The following is a 17,443-nucleotide window of genomic DNA, read 5'->3' on the forward strand; positions in this document are numbered from 1 at the left end:
CCGGTGGGGGCGTTCACCGGCCGGGGCCGTCCAGCAGGGCGGTGAGGGCTTCCACGGCGCGGTCGACATCGTCGGCGGTGGTCGACAGGTGGAAGGAGCAGCGCAGCCGGCCGTCGCGGACGGCGGCGATGACGCCGCGTTCCCGCAACGCCTCGGCGGTGCCGGCGGGGGCCGGCAGGGACACGATGGCCGAATCCCCCTCCGGCAGGCCCAGGGCGGTGCGGAAGCGGTTGGCCATGGCCAGGTTGTGGCGGTGGATGGCGGGCACGCCGACCTCGTTGAGCAGTTCCAGGGCGGGGGCCAGGCCCACCCAGCACTGCCAGGCCGGTGACAGGTCCAGGCGGCGGGCGTCGCCGGCCAGGCGCAGGGGCGGGCCGTAGAGGGAGTCCCAGATGTCGGCGCCGGCGTACCAGCCGGCGCCGATCGGCGGCAGCTCGGCCAGGGCCTGGGGGGTGCCGGCCAGGAAGCAGGTGCCGCGGGGGCCCAGCAGCCATTTGTAGGCCGAGCAGACCAGCAGGTCGGCGCGGTGTGCCGGCAGCGGCAGCCAGCCGGCGGCCTGGGAGATGTCCAGCAGCAGGCGGGCGTCGTGGGCGCGGGCGGCCTGGGAGAGGTCCTCCAGGGGGGCGATGCGGCCGTCGGCGGATTGGACGGCGGAGACCGCCACCAGGTCGACGGTGGAGTCGATGGCCTCGGGCAGGTGTTCCAGCGGCACGGCGCGGACGGTCAGGGCGGGGCGGGCCAGGAAGGGGAACAGCAGGGAGGTGAAGTCCTCTTCGGCGACCAGCACGGTGGCGCCTTCGGGCAGGGCGGCGGCGACCAGGCCGACGAAGTAGGAGGCCTGGGAGCCGATGGCCACGCAGGAGGGCGGCAGGCCGATCAGGTGGGCGAAGGCGGTGCGGCAGCGGGCGGCGGCCTCGTCCATGGCGGGTATTTCCAGCAGGCCTGCGGCGCGGTCGTGTTCGCTGTCGAGCATGGCCTGGTGGGCGCGGCGGGGCGGCAGGCCGTAGGAGGCGGTGTTGAGGTAGGCCACCGTGGCGGTGAATTCGGCTTGGGCGGCGGCCAGGGCGGGATGGGTGGTGTCGGACATGGTTCGATCCTGGGGTCTCCCTCACCCATGAGGCAAATGATTGTTTTCTGGGTTTTTCATTAACTTCGTTGATAGGTTGGTGGGGTGCTGGATCTGCATCGCGCCCGGATTTTGCGTGAGGTGGCCCGGCTGGGCTCGATGACGGCCGCCGCGCAGGCGCTGTCGTACACCCAGCCGGCGATCTCCCATCACATCGCCCGCCTGGAAAGCGAGGTCGGCACGCCGCTGCTGGTCCGGCACGGCCGGGGGGTGCGGTTGACGGAGGCCGGGCGGGTGCTGGTGGAGTGCACCGAGGAGGTGCTGGCGCGGCTGGCCGACGCCGAGGAGCATCTGGCGGCGATCGCGGGGCTGCGGGCCGGGCGGGTGCGGGTGGCGGTGTTCCCGACGGCGGCCGGGGCGCTGCTGCCGGATGCGCTGGCGGCGCTGCGGCGGCGGGCGCCGGGGGTGGGGGTTTGGCTGCTGGAGGCCGAGCCGCCGCAGGCGCTGGAGGCGCTGCGGTCCGGGGATGTGGATGTGGCGGTGGTGTTCTCCCATGCGGGCGGGCACGGGCAGGACGGGGCGGATGAGGAGGGCCGCTGGCGGCAGGTGGTGCTGCTGAGCGAGCCGCTGCACCTGGCGCTGCCCGCCGGGCATCCCCTGGCCGATGCGCGGGAGGTGCGCCTGGCGGATCTGGCCGACCAGGCGTGGGCGGCGGGCTGTGAGCGGTGCCGGCGGCATCTGGTGCACACGTGCCGGCGGGCCGGGTTCGACCCGCGCATCGCGTTCGCCACCGACGACTATGTGGCGGTGCAGCGGCTGGTCGGCCTCGGCCTGGCGATCAGTGCGCTGCCGGCGTTGGCGTTCTGGTTGCACCGCGACCCTGGGGTGCGGGTACGGGCGTTGCCGGAGCTGGGAGAGCGGCAGGTGGTCGCGCTGCTGCCCGAGGGGGCGCGTCCCCCGGCGGTGACGGCGCTGCTGGAGGAGCTGACGGCGGCGGCCGCCCGGCTGGGCGAGCAGGTGAACCGGGGGCTCTAGAACACGGCCTGGGTTTTTGGGGTCCGGTGCGTTCTCTCGGACGGGCCGGTTGTCGGCCCTGCCGGGGGCGGCCTTGGGGGCGGGTCTGCTCGCCGGTCCACCGCCGGTGGGCCTCCCCTGCGGGCCGGAAGCCCACGGCCGCGCCGGTTTTGGGATCAGGACGCTTCCGGTCCGCCGGGTCGGACGCATCGGTGGCCCGCAGGTGGCCTCGCTCCATGCCGGCGGCTCCAGCGCTTCCCGGAAGGGCGCGCTCGGCTCGTCCGCCTTGGCTGCCGGTTCGTGGCGGCGGGCACAAGACGCTGCGCAAGGTGTGCCGCCGGTCGAAGACACCGGGAGCGCGCACGCCCCGGTGGGCGAGCCCGGCGGATCGGGTGGTCGGTGCCTCGGCGGCCTTGCCGGTGAGACGGCCGGTTTCAGCCGCCGCTTTCCTCACCCGCCGTGCCTGCGGCGGGGGGTGGGAGTGCGGGCCTGTGCGCTGCGGCCGGCGGGTGTTTCGGGCCGGGCTCTGCGGTGACCGCCTGCGGGCCCGGCGCAGCGGCCACGCCGAGCGTCTCCAGGGCGACCTGCTGGACCAGCTGCCTGATCCGCTCCCGCAGCATGGTCTTCAACGCCGCTTTCAGCGGTTCCCGTACCAGCTCCCCCATCACCGTCTCCACCGCCCGCTGTGCCGTGGAGGCCAGCAGGGCGCGCGCCGCGGCGGCCGCCGGGTGGGCGGCCGCGGCCTGCAGCGCATCGTGCGCGGCATCGGCCGCAGGCCGTCCGGTCAGGTCGGCGGCCACGTCGTCGGCCACGGACACGGCCAGATCCGCCACCGCCGCCGCCAGCGGGAACGCGCTGCTGGAGGTGACTGCGCGGCGGGCGCGCAAGGTCGCCTCCAGCGCCGCCCGGCGGGTGGCGTCGGCCAGCGTCTCGGTGACCGCCTCGGCGATCACCTGCCGGCCGGTGCTGAAGACGGCTTCGACGGCGGCGTCCACGGCGGCCTCCAGCACCGGCTCTGCCAGCGCATCGGCAAGGCGCCGGGCGGCCTGCACGGCGGGTGCGTTGCGCGTCGCCCACTTGTGGGCCGCTTGTGCGGTCGCCCGCGACAGGGGATGCCGGGCGGCCCGCTGCACGAGCTGCGCGGTCAGCGGGTGGGTGGCCGCGGCGCCCGCCAGGGCGGCCGCCGCGGCGGCGGCCTCCCAGGCGGTGCCGGTGAGGGGATGGGCCGAGGCCGCCTGGCGGGCCTCCCGGGCCGCTTTGCGGGCGGTCTGGACGGCCACCCGGCGGGCCGCCTCCATGGCCGCCTGTTCCACCGCCTCCATCAGGGGCGTTCCGGCCATGCGCTGCAGGATCCGCTCGGCGGCCCGTTCGGCGGCCTGCCGGCTCATCTGCCGCAGCGGCCTGCCGCCTTGTCCCGCTTGCGCGTGCTCGTGGTCCGGATCACTGGTGAGTGGTGGTTCGTCCACGCCCGCCCCGCCTTCCCCCGTGCCAGGTGGATTTCACGATAACCCGGCCGGGCCGGCACCGAACCTCCTCTGTGCGTGCGGCCTGCCGGGCGGGGTCTGGGCCTGCCCGCCGCCGGCGGGGCGCCGGTCAGCTGACGGGCATGGCCTCCCTGGCCGGCTGGCCCATGAGCTGCCTTTCCTCCTGGCCTTCTTCGCCCCACTGCTCTTCCAGGCGCATGGCCGTGCCCAGCGCAAAGAAGGTCGGGGCCCACTGGCCGATGAAGATGCCCCACCGGTCGGCCCGGTCCAGCCCGGCGCTTTCGACGTTCTTGGAGGTGAACCAGCTGGCCACCGACAGCGCGATCGACCCGAACCCGGCCGCGTACATCATGTTGGACGACAGGCCCATCTTCCGCAGCATCTTGATCATCGGTTGTCCCCCGAAAGTCGTGGTGTGCGACTTACCGCCGGCATCCTGCCCCCACAGCGCCCCGGCTAACCCCGGTGGCGCATCAAGGGGGGGACGCTCAGGGGGCGTATGGTGCGTCCGTGGGGAAGGGCAGCCGGTCGACTGCGCCGCGGCGGCGGCGTTCGGGACGGCGGTCATAGCGGGCGGTGGTGGCCGGGGAGGCATGTCCCACCAGCTGCTGGGCGGTGACCAGGTCCACTCCGGCATCCAGCAGGTTTCCGATGAAGGTGCGGCGGAAGTCGTGGGGGGTCATCGGCGGCAGGTTCGCCTGGCGGCGGCGTTTGACCACCACGTTGCGGACCGCCGCGTCGCTCATCGCCCGCTGCTGGATGGCCCCTGAACGGTGCACCGGTGTGAAGAGCGGGCCCGTGGGGCGGTCCTGCAGTGCCAGCCAGGCGCCCAGCAGCTGCGCCGCTTGTGGATGCACATATTCCAGGCGTTCTTTGTCGCCCTTGCCGATGATGCGCAGTGACCGCTCCCCCGGGTCGTAGTGCTCCCGGCGCAGCGTGCTGATCTCTGAGCGGCGCGCCCCGGTGGTGTACAGCACGGCCAGCAGGGCCGCGTCCCGCCGCCCGGCCGGTGTCGGGTCGGCCCGGCAGACCTGCAGCAGGGCGGCGAATTCCTCGGCGTGCACGCTGCGGCCGGCCGGCAGGCGCGTGCCGGGGAAGTTGCGCACCGCGGTGGCCCGGCGGTGCTCTTCGGTGCTCATCAACCCCAGCCGCCAGGCTGTTTGCAGCACTCCCCGCAGCGCCGACAGGTGCTTGTTGCGGTAGGCCGGCGACCAGGGCCGTGGGCCTTCGGGGCCGTGCGTGGTCTGCTGGGCGATCAGGGCGCGGATGGCCTCGGTGTGCTCGGCCCGCAGCGCCGCCCAGGGGAAGGTTTCGGCCGGGGCCGGCCCGGGGTCCTGTCCGTGGGCCGTCAGCAGCATCGCCGCGATGCGGTGCAGGCAGGCGGCCATCGCCCGTTGTGAGCCCGGGCTGTTGAGGGAGGCCAGGTAGACCGCGAACGGGCCGGCGGCCGCATCGGGGCTGTGCGGCAGGGGCGGGAGGGGTGTCGTCTCAACGTGCCGCGGCGGGAGCGGGACGATGCGGGACATGGCGGCAATCTACCGCCGCCGGTGCCGCCCCAAGGGGCTTGTGCGCGGGGGTTTCGCGCCGCCGGCGGCCGGGTCTTGGCCGCATCGGCGCCCGCCCGCGCCGCCGGCGGCGGTGATGTGAAAACTCCTGCGGGCCGCCTGACCGTCCGCCTGTCGGGATGCGCCGGGATCACGGTGAGCCGGCGGGCGCCGTCACCTCCTGTGAACCCGTTGCCCCCGGCACCGCGGGTCCGGCGCTCACGTGGGGTGGGAGCGCCGGGGGCGCGGTGCACATGCCGCCTGCCTGGGGGCCGTGGTGGGTGCGTCCGCTTGAGCGGCGTGTAAGGCCGGATGCGGCTTTCCCAGGGGCCCGTGCTGGGACCGGGGGTGCATGACGCCGTCCGGCAGTGCGCATGGCGGAGGTTCACGTCTCCCGGGGCAGGGGTTCTGCCCCGCCGGGGTCGTGTCCCCCTTCCAGTCTGGCTTCTGGGAAGGGACATTCCCGTAAGTTAGGTGGATCTGGTTTTCGTGTATTATTGTTTTCTGGAAACAGAAAACCAGAAAATTAAGGGCTGGGGTGCGGGCCGGTGATCCCACCGCGGGCGGCGAGCAGACCCCGGCCGGAGAAAACGAGGCGGTGCCCTGTGGCTGCTGCGACGACACCCCAGGAGGAGGGGGGAACGGCCGAGGAGACGACCCGGCCGTGCGCCTACTGCGGCCGGCCGGTGCCCCAGCGTCCCGGACGGGGACGGCCCCGCCGCTACTGCGCCGACAGCGACTGCCAGGCCCGCGCCAAGCGGGAACGCCAGCTGCGGCGCTCGGCCCCCGGCCTGGAAGGGGCCCTGGCCAGGGCCGAAGACCTGTATGAACGCATCGAGCAGGGCCTGGCTGCGGCGCTGGCGCCGCTGGCGCAGGCACTGGAGTCGGAGCTGTCCCCCCGCGGGGTCGAGGCGCAGATCAGCGCCATCCGCGCCCAGGCCCAGGCCGAGGTGGCCGCGGCGCTGGCCGGGCGGCAGGAGGCGCTTGAGCAGGCCGCGCAGGCCCGGCAGGCCGCCGCCCAGGCCGCCGAGCGGGAAAAAGCCGCACGGCAACGCGCCGAGCAGGCCGAACGGGAACGCCAAGAGGCGCTGCGGGCCGCTAAGGAGACCGTCGCGCAGGCCCACAAGGACGCGGCGGCGGCCCGGGCCGAGGCCGAGCAGACGGTGCAGGCGGTGCGGCAGGAGGCCGACGAGCAGATCCAGGCCGCCCGCCGGCAGGCCGAACGCGCCCAGCAGCAGGCCCGCAAGCAAGTCGAGCAGGCCACCGCCCGGGCAGAGGAGTTCCACCGGCAGGCCGAGCAGGCCCGCCAGGCGGCCCAAGCCGCCGAACAACGCGCCGACCAGGCCCGCCGGCAGGCCGAACGCGCCCACGAGCAAGCCGAGCAGGCCCGCCGGCAGGCGGCGCGCGCCGAGACCGAACGCGCCGCGGCCCAGGCCGCGGCCCAGGCCGCCGACCAGGCCCGGCAGCGGGCCGAACAGCAGGCCCGGGAGGAAACCGAACGGCGGGCCGCCGCACTCGCCCAGGCCCAGCAGGCCCAGGCCGCGGCGCAGCAGGCGATGCAGCAGGCCGAACACCACCGCGCCCAGGCCGCCGACGCCGAACGCCGGCTGCGGCAGCTGCGTGAGGAGCTGCAGCAGCTGCGCGCGGAACTGCGGGCCGAGCGGCTGCTGGTCGCCGAACTGGAACGCGACCGCGACCAGGCCCGCGCCGAGGCCACCGCCCAGCGTGAACGCGCAGTCGCCGCCGAACTGGCGGCCCGGGCCGGCCGCACCGGCGACCCTCCGCCGCACCGGCAGGCAGACCAGTGACAACCCGCCGCACACCCAAGGAGCCGACACCCATGCCCCAGCCGCTTGACACGCCCGCCCTCCGCCTGTCCCCGCAGGTCGCCGACGCGCTCGAACGTGGCCGGCCGGTGGTGGCGCTGGAATCGACGCTCATCGCCCACGGCCTGCCCCGGCCGGACAACCTGCACGTGGCACGAGAGCTGGAGACACTGGTCCGCCGGGAGGGAGCGGTCCCGGCGACGATCGCGGTGCTGGACGGGACGGTGCACATCGGGCTGGAAGAAGGTGGCCTGGAACGGGTGGCCGGCCAAGAAGACCTGCGCAAACTGGGCTGCCGTGACCTGCCGGTGGCCATGGCCACCGGCGCCAGCGGCGCCACCACCGTCTCGGCCACCGCGTTCCTGGCCGCCCGCGCCGGGATCCGGGTGTTCGCCACCGGCGGGCTGGGCGGGGTGCACCGCGGCTGGGCCGACACCTGGGACGAATCCGCCGACCTGGCGCTGCTGAGCCGCACCCCCATCACGGTGGTGTGCGCCGGGGTCAAGTCGATCCTGGACGTGCCGGCCACCCTGCAACGCCTGGAGACGCTGAATGTGACGGTCGTCGGCTACCGCACCTCCACCTTCCCCGGCTTCTACCTGCACTCATCCGGGCTGCCGGTGGACTGGACGCTGCACAGCCCCCGGCAGGTGGCCCAGGTGATGCGCGCCCAGGACGCCCTGGGCGGGCCGCGGGCGGCGCTGGTGGTGGCCAACCCCGTGCCGCCGGACCGGCAGCTGGACCCCGCCCTGCACGACCGGGTCCTGGCCGGGGCGCTGGCCGAGGCCGAACGCCGGCAGATCACCGGGCAGGCCGTCACCCCGTTCCTGCTGGAGCGGCTGGTGCACGGCACCGGCGGCGCGGCGCTGCGCGCCAACGTGGCGGCGGTGCGGGCGAACGCGGCCCTGGCCGCGCAGATCGCCGTCTGCTGGGCGCAGGCAGGGGGCGGCCCCGCCGCGTGAGGGGGGCGCGGCGGGGCCTGCGGCCGGGTCGTCTCCAGGCCCGGGGGGCGGCCTGGAGCGGCTTCATTTGAGTGTGCCGGGAGGCGGCGGGGCAAAGCGACCCCGTGGCCGTCCCGGCTTTTCACATGCTGAAAGCGGCCACGGCCGCCCCGGAAAACCGGCGATAGAGCACATCCCGCCCGCAACCCCCAGATCCCGCCCGGCCCCGCCGGCGGATACGGCAGGATACCGGCAGCCGCATCCGGCGGCCGGAGAGAAAAACGGCGTCCAGGAGGGGGAGGTGCGCAGGTGAGCCGGAGACTGTTGCGACTGGGGGTCCGGCTGCATCCCGACAAGGCCGCCTTCCGCGTCCACGACCGCGGCGCCGACCCCTCCGGCCTGCAGGCCCCCGCCCCGCCCGCCGGCGGCGCCCTGGTCAGCATCGGCTATGACCAGATGTGGATCGGCAGCCTGCAAGACGACGTCGACGTCACGGTGCTGCTGGAGGAATGGGACGGCCACCCGCCCCCCGGCCGAGGCGATTGGGAACAGGAGGCCGCCGGAGAGATGTACCTGCGCGGAGCGGTCGCCATCAGCACCGCCACCGGCGAGCCGGTGCTGCACGGGGTGCGGCTGCTGGGCGGGGTGGGCCGCTACCAAATGCGCATCCGCGCCCAGCACCGCGCGGCGATCGCCCGGCTGTATGACGCTTTGCTGGACCGGTTCCGTGACGGCTTCAGCCCGCAGTTCCAGCAGGCGTTGCAGGAACTGCAGGGAGTGGAGCACTACCTGATCCAGCTGTGGCCCTCCCCGTCCTCCTCGGGGCCGCAGCGAACGGTCACCGACGCCGATCTGGCCCTGTCGGGGGCGCTCCCCCCGCCGCCGGGCCTGGAACCGCCGGACCAGACCGGCCCGTTGCCGTCCCTGCCCGAACCCCCCGCCCTTGCCGCCCGGCCCGAGGAGGGGGACGTTCCGCGCGGCGATGACGGCCAGTTCACCGAACTTCCCGCCCACGCCCCGCCTACCGGGCCCGGCGCCTCCCCAGACGACGAAACCGCCACCGCGGACCCGCCCCCCTCCCCCGGCGGCCATAAATGACCGCCTTGCATGCCCCAGGCCCGCCGGCCCGGGGGCCGCTCACCCCGCCCACCAGGCGGGCAGCCGCTACTATCGCCACGTGAGCTGGCAGGTGACCGGGCCCGGCACAGGCACCGGAACAGACGACCCCTTCGCCGCGGCCGAAACCCAGGTCCGCGCCATGGCGGCGGCGCCCTGGTGGAACACCGCCCCACCCCAGCAGCGCGCCGAAGCGATCGCCTCGCGGATGCTGACCGGCGCCGGAGAATGGTGGCTGTTCGGCGCCTGGGCCCGCTGGTACCGCTGCGGGCTGGATGGAACCTGGCAGCCCTGCCCCCCGCCCCTCGACCCCGCGGTCCGGCGCCGCACCACCACCGCGCCCCGCGGCGCCGGCAACCCCCCCATCCCACCGCAGCTGGTCCCCGCCGGTCCCGACCTGAACGCCGGACGCATCACCTCCGCCGGGTTCGTGGGGCCCCTGCCCGACCCGGCCACCGTGGCCGCCCTGCAGCAGGCCCAAATCGAGGCCCTGGGCGTCAACGTCGCCCAGTTCACCCTGGCCGACCCCACCTTCACCCCCGGCACCCCCAGCACCCTGGCCGCCGCCTGGAGCGCGCTGCTGTGGTGCGCCGGCGCACCGGTCGCCCTCGGCGACCACCCCATGATCCAGCTGTTCGCCCCCTACCTGACCACCCCGCCGGAGCGGCTGCGCTGGATGAGCCCCCCGGACTTCGGCACCCTGGTGGCGTTGTACGCCGGGCCGTTGAGCGCCGGGGACTGGAGCGGCGCCTCCTTCATCGTCCGCCTGCTGCACAAGGTCGCCATCGCGTTGCGCGGCGATGAGCGTTTCCGGCCCGGCGCCGATGCCCTGGCCGCCATCACCGCCGCCTCCCTGCCGATGGTCCAGCAGGATGCGGCCACCCTCCGCTACGGCCTGCCCGCCCTGGTCGAGCAGTGGCGGCGCCGCTGCCCGGCGGAGTTCGCCCTCCCGCTGCTGCGGGACGCCTCCCCGGGGGAGTTCTTCCGGCTGGGCCTATATGACCTGCAGCAGCTGGTCACCCGATTGCACGGCCGCCCGCTGGACCACAACGAAGTCCGCCGCATAGCCATGGCGTTGCTGGCCGCCGACCTGCACGCCGCCCCCGCCGCCGCGCACGCCCTGCTGCCGTGGCTGGACCCCGACAGCGCCCGCACCCTGCAGGCGGTCCTCTCCGATGCCTCCCACCCCGGCCGGCAGTGGTGGCCCCACAACGGGCGGCTGCCGGAGCGGCTGCGCGGGGAGGACACCGCGCTGCACGCCCTGCTGGCCACCTCCTACATCCTCGGGCTGACCTGGTGCCGCCTGGCCCAAAGCCCACCGCCGCCGACCGGGTTCGCCCTGGCCGTGGCGGCGGCCGGGGCGCTCACCGAGGCCGCCCGGCCACCGTCCACCGGGGAGCTGACCCCCTGGCAGATCATCGAGGCCGCCCGCGCGCACCTGGCCGCCAACCCCGGCCCCCTGGCCGCGCCGCCCCCACGCGACGACCCGCCCCCCGCTCAGCCCCAGCCGCACGATTCCACGCCCCCGCCCACGGTGGCCGCACCCGACTCCGCGCAGGCGGCACCCCCCACCGTGCAGGCCCCCGCCCCCGCTTCTCCGGTCGACCTTGCGCAGGTCGCCGGGGACGTCCCCATCGCCGAGGCCTACGGCATCCGTTTCGTCAGCGGCGATGAGGACATCGAACGTCTCATCACCGAGGTCCGCCGCCGCGGCAAGTGGGCCCAGCGGCTGCGCGGCCAAGAGGTCTCCAGCGCCTCGATGCCGGCGCTGCTGCTGGTCGGCGCCCCCTCCAGCGGCCAGCGCCGCCTGGGCCGGATGGTGGCGCGGGCACTGGCCGACGTCAACGTCAGCAGCGGCCAGATGCACAGCGTCCACGCCGATGAGCTGCGTCCCGGCGGCCCGCAGGCGCTGCAGGCCGCGCTCAGCCGGCACTCCGGCCACGTGCTGCTGCTGGAGGGGCTGGATGAGCTGCTGCTGGAAGAGCCGCACGGGCCGGCCTGCGCCGCCGCCTTGTACCGGGCGCGCGCCGAAGGCGTCAGCGACACCACCCTGCTGGCCACCTGCGCCCCCGACCGTCTCCAGCCGCTGTCCCAGGCCGCCCCCGAACTGATCGCCGACCTGCGGGTGGTGCACTTGCCGGACCTGTCACAGCCCCACCTGCAACGCGCCCTGCTGGCCCTGCTGGCCGGTGAACGGCGGCTGCGCCTGGATGAGACGGCCTGGCAGGTCGTCACCGCCGACCTGCCGACGCTGCGCGGCCGGGGACGCCTGACCGGGGCCCGGCTGGTGGAAACCTATCTGGAGCGCGCCGCCACCCGGCACCTGGGACGCGCCGTGGCCACCCAGGCGATCGGCAGCGCCCAGGAGCTGGTGCTGACCGCCGACGACTTCCACGGCCTGGCCGCCGAACTGTCCCCGCCCTGACCGGCCGGCCTCCCGCAGCCCCTCTTACCGGGTGCTGTCAGCGGCGTCCTCCGTCAAGGTCCGCATGGACCCGCGGCGCCTCCGGCGCCAGGCGCAGCGGCTTGCTGAACCACACCACTTTGCCGTGCCCGCACACCCTGCTGCCGTACGCCGCGGCCAGCGCCGCCACCAGCAGCAGCCCACGCCCCCTCTCCGACCAGTCCGCCGCCTGCGCACCGGCCGGCCGCGGCACCAGCGGGCTGTCATCCCCCACCTCGGCCACCAGCTCCCCCTCCCGCAGGCGCAGCCGCAGCCGCACCGGCCCGGTGCCGTGCACCACCGCGTTGGTGACCAGCTCATCGACCATCAGCACCACATCGTCGACCTCGCCGGGATCCTGCGCCCCCCACAACGCCAACGCCCGCCGCGTCAACGCCCGCGCCCGCGACACCGCGGCGGCCTCCCCGGCCAGCTCCCACGCCAGCGCCCCCGCCGCGGCCCGCCCGCCTGTCCGCCCGCCGGCCTGCCGGCCGTGCGGCCTCCGCCCGTCGGCCCCGAGCCGCTTGATCTTCAAATCCGCTCTCCTCACCCCGTCTGGCCGTGCGAGTCGACGGCTCCATACCGGCATGTTCCCGGTGCGGGACCGGCGGTAGAGGCCCGCCCTCCAGAACTGCCCCCAAGGCAAGGCCCGCCTTGCGGGAACGGAAGGCCACCGGCCCGCACCCTGCGCGCTGTCAAAGACGTCCCGCACCACGCCGCGGTGCACCCCGGACGGCAAGAACCCACCCCGCATCCACACCACCCTCACCTTCCGGACACCCCCGCCGCGCTTCCGCCGACTGCGGCCACGGAGAATCCCGTCAAGGTAGGGAAGGCCGGTGTGGCATGTGTCCCCCGGGCCGCACCCTAAGCCTTCGTGGAATACCGGCGGCCCCAGGCCGCGCAGGAGCCACGTTGTGCCCTTCGCCGTGAGGCGACCACCACACCGGCCCGCAACGCGTGAGGGGGCCCGGCCTTCTCAGGCCGGACCCCCATGCACGTTCACCTGCCGCCGCCCAGGCCGCAAGAAGAACCTCCCGCGGCCTTACAGCACCGCCACCGCCACGGCGGCCGCCGCGGCCACCACCACGACCGCCGCCATGACCAGCACTGAGCGGCGAAGGCGATGCGACCTGCCCAGCGTCGACAGCCGGGCCGCCAAGTGGGGATCGTCACGCCGAAGCCGCGTCTCGATCTCGGCGAGGATCCGCTGCTCCTCCATCGACAGCGCCATGCCTACCTCCGGGGGGTGTCCGGTGTCTTCTTATCTGCCCCACCACCAAGATCATTAGCCGTGCTCGGTGGTCACCGTCGCCCCCCGCGCCGGGGCGCTTTCATGGTGCAACCGGTCCAGCGCGGTGACGTAATAGGTGTACGTCGTGCCGGGCTTGACGGTCGGATCCACGATCGCGCTCCCCCGCACCGTCGTCAGCAGCCTGCGCGGATCGACCTGGGCGCACGCCTTGCCCCGGCCCTCCACCCGGTACACCGCATACGAGGTGGCCTGCTTCGACGGCGACAGCTGCCAGCTGACCCGCACGCCCTTGCCGTCCGGTTCGGCCCGCACCGACCCGGCCGGGGACGGCGCGGCGCCCCCCGCCACCGGTGGGGGGATCGCCGCCGCCCCATAGTGGTCCTTGCGCAGCCGGCTGGTCGCCCCGCCCTTGTCACCGACCAGGTCCTTGGCGCTGAAGTACACATCCCCCCGCACCTGCCGGTGACGGGCGTTGACCGCAAGATGCCGCGACAGCTCCCCGGCGTCGAAACCGCGCTCACCGACCCGGTAGGAGGCCTGCCCGATCGTCAGCTGCACCCCCGTGCCCTCCACCTGCTCGGCCCACCAGGCCACCAGCGTGGAGTAATCGGCGGCGGCGTTGCCGATCTCCCAATACAGCTGCGGGGTGATGTAGTCCACCCAGCCCTGCTTGACCCACTTGCGGGTGTCGGCGTAGACGTCGTCGTAGCTTTGCAGCGCCGTGGTCTGCGACCCGGCCGGGTCGCTGCGGCGGTTGCGCCACACCCCAAAGGGGCTGATCCCGAACCGCACCTGCGGCTTGGCCCGGTGGATCTCCTCGTGCAGGCCCTTGACCAGCGCATCGACGTTGGCGCGCCGCCAGTCGCCCTTGCTCATCCCCCGCCCGTACCGCCGGTAGGTGTCCTCATCGGGGAAGTCCCCGCCCGAGGGGTAGGGGTAGAAGTAGTCGTCCAGGTGGACGGCGTCGATGTCGTACTTGCCGACCACATCCAGCACGACCTTGGTGACCAGCTCCCGCACCTGCGGCAGCCCCGGGTCGTACCACAGCTTGCCGTCGTATTCACGCACCCACGAGGGGTTCTTGCGGGCGGGATTGTCCGGGTGCAGCTTGCCGCGGTCGTTGTGCAAGGCCACCCGGTAGGGGTTGAACCAGGCATGGAACTCCAGGTCCCGCTTGTGGGCCTCGGAGACGAAGAACTCCAGCACATCGAACCCCGGGTCACGGCCCTGCTCGCCGCTGATCCACTGCGACCACGGCTCATAGGGGGAGTCGTAGAAGGCGTCGGCGCTGGGACGGACCTGCACGAACACCGCGTTCAACCCCAACGCCCTGGCCTGGTCCAGCAGCTTGCGGTAGTCGGCCTTCTTGCGTTCGGCCGAGTGCGCGGTGTCCGACGGCCAGTCGATGCCCGACACCGTCGCGATCCACATGCCCCGCACCTGCCGTGCGGCCGAATCCCCGGGAGGCTTGATGTCCGGGCATTCGGCCATGCCGGCGGCGATCGGGGCGTCCGCCCGCAGCGCCCCGACCTCGCCTCCGGCCGCCGAGGTGCATCCGGCGAGCAGACCCGAAGCCGCCACCGCCGCCGAGGCGATCTTTATGCGTTCTTTGCTCCCCGATAGCCACGCCATAGCCCTCAAGTCTTACCGACAAGCGGGCATGCCATGACCAAAACACTGAACCCCGCAGGCCTGTTACGCCCACATCCCCCTTCCCATGGGGGAAGCGGACCGAAAAATTCACCTACCGGGACCTGCCCGCCAAAACCCGTGAAAGCACCTCCGCTCCCTGCGGGAACATCCCACCCCCTTTACATGAATCCCGGCATCCGTCACATCTGTGCTCTACTCGCACAACCAACCCGACCGTCTCAGTGCATGTCGGTGCGCCCTTCACAGCCCCGGCAAGAACCTTGAGACACCCCGGCTGCAAGACCCGATGCGGCCCGCGGAAACAACCCCCACGGTTTCCCGCAGCCGACGGCAGGCACCCAAGCGCCCGGCTACCCTGACCTCGATGCAGTCCTCTCCCGCCCCCGTGATCGTCGACCGCGCACCGGGCGCCGCCGGAGAGCTCATCCTCCGCAAAAGCGGCCCCCACTACGAGATCATCAGCAACGGCGTGTTCCTCATGGACACCCGCGACGGCGCCTCCGAACGCCTCCTGGTCACCGCCGCCCTCGACCACCACCCCCCGCCCGCCGACATCCTCATCGGCGGCCTCGGCGTCGGCTTCTCCCTGGCCGCGGCCGCCGCCCACCCCCACGCCGGAACCATCACCGTCATCGAACGCGAACCGGCCGTCATCGCCTGGCACCGCACCCACCTGCGCCCCTGCTCCGCCAGCGCCCTCGACGACCCCCGCGTCCGCCTCCACCAGGCCGACCTGCTCACCTGGCTGCACCGCAACCCCCGCCCCCACCACGTCATCTGCCTCGATATCGACAACGGCCCCGACTGGACCGTCAGCGACGGCAACGCCCGCCTCTACCAGCCCTCGGGGCTGCGCCTGCTGGCCGACCGCCTCACCCCCGACGGCACCCTCGCCGTCTGGAGCGCCGCGCCCTCCCCCGCCTTCCGGCGACGCCTGCGCGACCACTTCACCCACGTCACCACCCGCACCGTCCCCCACCGCCGCGCCCACCCCGACGTCATCTACCTCGCCCGCCACCCCCGCGGGGTGTCCCACCCCACACCCCCACACTTTTGAACAAGTTCAACTCTGCCGTAGAGTGGACGCCGTGAAGCTCGCGGCCGAAGCCACCACCCCCCTCACCGCCCGCACCCAGCCCATCCCCGACCCCGGCGACCTGACCGCCCACCTGCCCCACCCCACCGCCCTGGCCTGGATCCACCACGGCGAAGGCATCGTCGCCTGGGGACAGACCGCCCGCATCACCATCCCCGGCGGCCCTCACCGCTTCACCCACGCCGCCCGCCGCCTAAGCGACCTGTTCGCCGGCGCCGCCATCGACGACCCCCTCAAACTGCCCGGCACCGGCCCCCTGGCCTTCGGCAGCTTCACCTTCGACCCCGCCACCGACGGCTCGGTCCTCATCATCCCCCGCCACATCCTCGGCCGCCGCGACGGGCACGCCTGGCTCACCACCATCGGCGCCCCCACCGCCGACCCCCTCACCCTCACCCGGCCGCCCGCCCCGCCCACCGGGCTGCGCTGGGGGGAAGGCACCCTCAGCGCCCACGACTGGCAAAAAGCCGTCGCCACCGCCGTCGACCGCATCCAAGGCGGCGACCTGGGCAAAACCGTCCTCGCCCGCGACCTGACCGTCCAGGCCGCCCAGCCCATCGACACCCGCGTCCTGCTCTCCCGCCTGGCCGCCCGCTACCCCACCTGCTTCACCTTCGCCGTCGACCGCCTCATCGGAGCCACCCCCGAACTCCTCATCCGCCGCACCGGCGACCGCATCGACTCCCTCGTCCTGGCCGGCACCACCCCCCGCGGCACCACCCCCGGCGAGGACCGTGAACGCGCCCAGCGCCTGTACCGGTCCGCCAAAGACCGCCGCGAACACGCCTACGCCGCCGACATGGTCCGCCAGGCCCTCACCCCCCTGTGCACCGACCTGCACGTCCCCCACCGGCCCCAGATCCTGACCCTCCCCAACGTCATCCACCTGGCCACCCCCGTCCACGGCACCCTCGCCGCCCAGCACTCCGTCCTGGACGTCCTGGCCGCCCTCCACCCCACCCCCGCCGTCTGCGGCACCCCCACCGCACCGGCCCTGGACCTCATCCGCGAACTGGAGGTCATGGACCGCGGACGTTACGCCGGCCCCGTCGGCTGGATCGACACCGACGGCAACGGCGAATGGGGCATCGCCCTGCGCTGCGCCGAGATCGACGCCCACGACCCCACCCGCGCCCGCCTCTTCGCCGGCTGCGGCATCGTCGCCGACTCCGACCCGGCCGCCGAGCTCGCCGAAGCCCAGGCCAAATTCCGTCCCATGCAAGAGGCCTTCCAGGGCTGACCCCCACCCCCGAGGGGGTCGTTTTCGGTGCCGCCGGGCCGTGCCGGGTGACGGTATCGCCCACCTTGGGTTATAGATCACCGAAGACGGGCAAAGCACTCGCTCGTCGAGCTCACCAAAACGCCGGGCATCGCGCCGTCACCGAAGACGACAGCACCGCGAAAGCCCCTGCAAGCCCTGCCTGCCAGGCTCGAAACCACACGGCACCGGCAACGCCGCCCCTTCACCGGCGCCCGAACCCGGCTTTCGCCGTGGGAGCCCGCCGCGCGGCGGCGCCGATCCGGAAACGACGCATCAAGAAGGCCGCCGAGGCCGGTCTCGCCGACCGGGCCGACTTCCAGGTCGCCACCGTCCAGGGCTTCCCCGGCACCGGCTATGACCCGGTGACGATGTTCGACCGCCTGCACGACATGGGCGACCCGCCGGGGGCCACCCGCCGGGCCCTGGCCCCCGACGGCACGTGGCTGCTGGTGGAGCCGTTCGCCTCCGGCAAGGTCGAGGAGAACTTCACCCCGGTGGGACGGCTGTGCGACAACGGCTCCACGTTCCTGTGCGTGCTCAACGCCCTCTCCCGGGAGGGCGGCTATGCGCTGGGCGCTCAGGCCGGCCCGGCCGCCATCCGGGAACTGACCACCAAGGCCGAATTCACTCATTTCCGGCAAGTGGCGCAGACGGCGTTCGATCTCGTCTACGAGATCCGCCCTTGAAACAAAGACCCACGCGATCATCGGTGGTGGCCGCAGCGAAGGCGGCCACCACCGGCTT

15 protein-coding genes are annotated in these 17,443 nt (G+C 73.8%); 8 read left to right on the plus strand and 7 right to left on the minus strand.

Annotated elements, in window-relative coordinates; translation table 11 throughout:
* Positions 1–13 precede the first annotated feature (13 nt).
* A complete protein-coding gene (locus tag TCUR_RS11800) occupies positions 14–1,087 on the minus strand; it encodes an aminotransferase class V-fold PLP-dependent enzyme (protein WP_012852734.1) in 1,074 nt (357 codons plus the stop codon).
* Positions 1,088–1,171: 84 nt separating this feature from the next.
* Here TCUR_RS11800 and TCUR_RS11805 point away from each other — a divergent pair, with 84 nt between their 5' ends.
* Positions 1,172–2,101 carry a LysR family transcriptional regulator gene (locus tag TCUR_RS11805; RefSeq protein WP_012852735.1) on the plus strand — a complete coding sequence of 310 codons (930 nt, stop codon included), beginning with the start codon at positions 1,172–1,174 and terminating at the stop codon, positions 2,099–2,101.
* A 413-nt stretch (positions 2,102–2,514) separates the two neighbouring features.
* On the opposite strand, the gene TCUR_RS11810 is transcribed toward TCUR_RS11805, so the two are convergent.
* From TCUR_RS11810 to TCUR_RS11820, 3 genes are all read right to left on the minus strand, one after another.
* Positions 2,515–3,546: a hypothetical protein gene (locus TCUR_RS11810; RefSeq protein WP_148232997.1), complete on the minus strand. Its 1,032-nt coding sequence runs from the start codon at positions 3,544–3,546 to the stop codon at positions 2,515–2,517.
* A 127-nt stretch (positions 3,547–3,673) separates the two neighbouring features.
* Positions 3,674–3,955 (minus strand): hypothetical protein, encoded by a 282-nt coding sequence (locus TCUR_RS11815; RefSeq protein WP_012852737.1) that lies wholly within the window; start codon positions 3,953–3,955, stop codon positions 3,674–3,676.
* Positions 3,956–4,052: 97 nt separating this feature from the next.
* Entirely contained in the window at positions 4,053–5,090 is a 1,038-nt protein-coding gene (locus TCUR_RS11820) for a tyrosine-type recombinase/integrase (protein WP_012852738.1), read from the minus strand.
* Between the two features lie 623 nt (positions 5,091–5,713).
* On the opposite strand from TCUR_RS11820, the gene TCUR_RS28360 reads away from it, so the two are divergent.
* The 4 genes from TCUR_RS28360 (at position 5,714) to TCUR_RS24930 (ending at position 11,416) form a co-directional block, all read left to right on the plus strand.
* Positions 5,714–6,916: a coiled-coil domain-containing protein gene (locus TCUR_RS28360; protein ID WP_012852739.1), complete on the plus strand. Its 1,203-nt coding sequence runs from the start codon at positions 5,714–5,716 to the stop codon at positions 6,914–6,916.
* Between the two features lie 32 nt (positions 6,917–6,948).
* Positions 6,949–7,896 carry a pseudouridine-5'-phosphate glycosidase gene (locus TCUR_RS11830; RefSeq protein WP_012852740.1) on the plus strand — a complete coding sequence of 316 codons (948 nt, stop codon included), beginning with the start codon at positions 6,949–6,951 and terminating at the stop codon, positions 7,894–7,896.
* A 288-nt stretch (positions 7,897–8,184) separates the two neighbouring features.
* Positions 8,185–8,973, plus strand: coding sequence for a hypothetical protein (locus TCUR_RS11835; RefSeq protein ID WP_012852741.1), 789 nt, complete (start codon positions 8,185–8,187; stop codon positions 8,971–8,973).
* A gap of 79 nt (positions 8,974–9,052) precedes the next feature.
* Positions 9,053–11,416 carry a hypothetical protein gene (locus TCUR_RS24930; protein WP_148232998.1) on the plus strand — a complete coding sequence of 788 codons (2,364 nt, stop codon included), beginning with the start codon at positions 9,053–9,055 and terminating at the stop codon, positions 11,414–11,416.
* A gap of 37 nt (positions 11,417–11,453) precedes the next feature.
* Here TCUR_RS24930 and TCUR_RS24935 read toward each other — a convergent pair whose 3' ends face one another.
* The 3 genes from TCUR_RS24935 to TCUR_RS11855 form a co-directional block, all read right to left on the minus strand.
* Positions 11,454–11,969: an ATP-binding protein gene (locus tag TCUR_RS24935; RefSeq protein ID WP_052305491.1), complete on the minus strand. Its 516-nt coding sequence runs from the start codon at positions 11,967–11,969 to the stop codon at positions 11,454–11,456.
* Positions 11,970–12,479: 510 nt separating this feature from the next.
* Positions 12,480–12,668: a DUF3040 domain-containing protein gene (locus TCUR_RS11850; RefSeq protein ID WP_012852743.1), complete on the minus strand. Its 189-nt coding sequence runs from the start codon at positions 12,666–12,668 to the stop codon at positions 12,480–12,482.
* A 54-nt stretch (positions 12,669–12,722) separates the two neighbouring features.
* The gene (locus TCUR_RS11855; protein WP_245537036.1) at positions 12,723–14,270 is read right to left on the minus strand and encodes a glycoside hydrolase family 10-like protein; all 1,548 of its coding nucleotides are present in this window, start codon (positions 14,268–14,270) and stop codon (positions 12,723–12,725) included.
* A 436-nt stretch (positions 14,271–14,706) separates the two neighbouring features.
* Between TCUR_RS11855 and TCUR_RS11860 the strand changes: the two genes are divergently transcribed.
* From TCUR_RS11860 to TCUR_RS11870, 3 genes are all read left to right on the plus strand, one after another.
* Complete coding sequence (locus TCUR_RS11860; protein WP_012852745.1) at positions 14,707–15,399, plus strand: spermine/spermidine synthase domain-containing protein; 693 nt, start codon at positions 14,707–14,709, stop codon at positions 15,397–15,399.
* 31 nt (positions 15,400–15,430) lie between these two features.
* Positions 15,431–16,678: an isochorismate synthase gene (locus tag TCUR_RS11865; RefSeq protein WP_012852746.1), complete on the plus strand. Its 1,248-nt coding sequence runs from the start codon at positions 15,431–15,433 to the stop codon at positions 16,676–16,678.
* Between the two features lie 251 nt (positions 16,679–16,929).
* Positions 16,930–17,385, plus strand: a complete 456-nt coding sequence (locus TCUR_RS11870) for a class I SAM-dependent methyltransferase (protein ID WP_052305492.1) — start codon at positions 16,930–16,932, stop codon at positions 17,383–17,385.
* Positions 17,386–17,443: the final 58 nt, after the last annotated feature.

This window comes from Thermomonospora curvata DSM 43183, from assembly GCF_000024385.1.
Taxonomy (GTDB): Bacteria; Actinomycetota; Actinomycetes; order Streptosporangiales; family Streptosporangiaceae; genus Thermomonospora; species Thermomonospora curvata.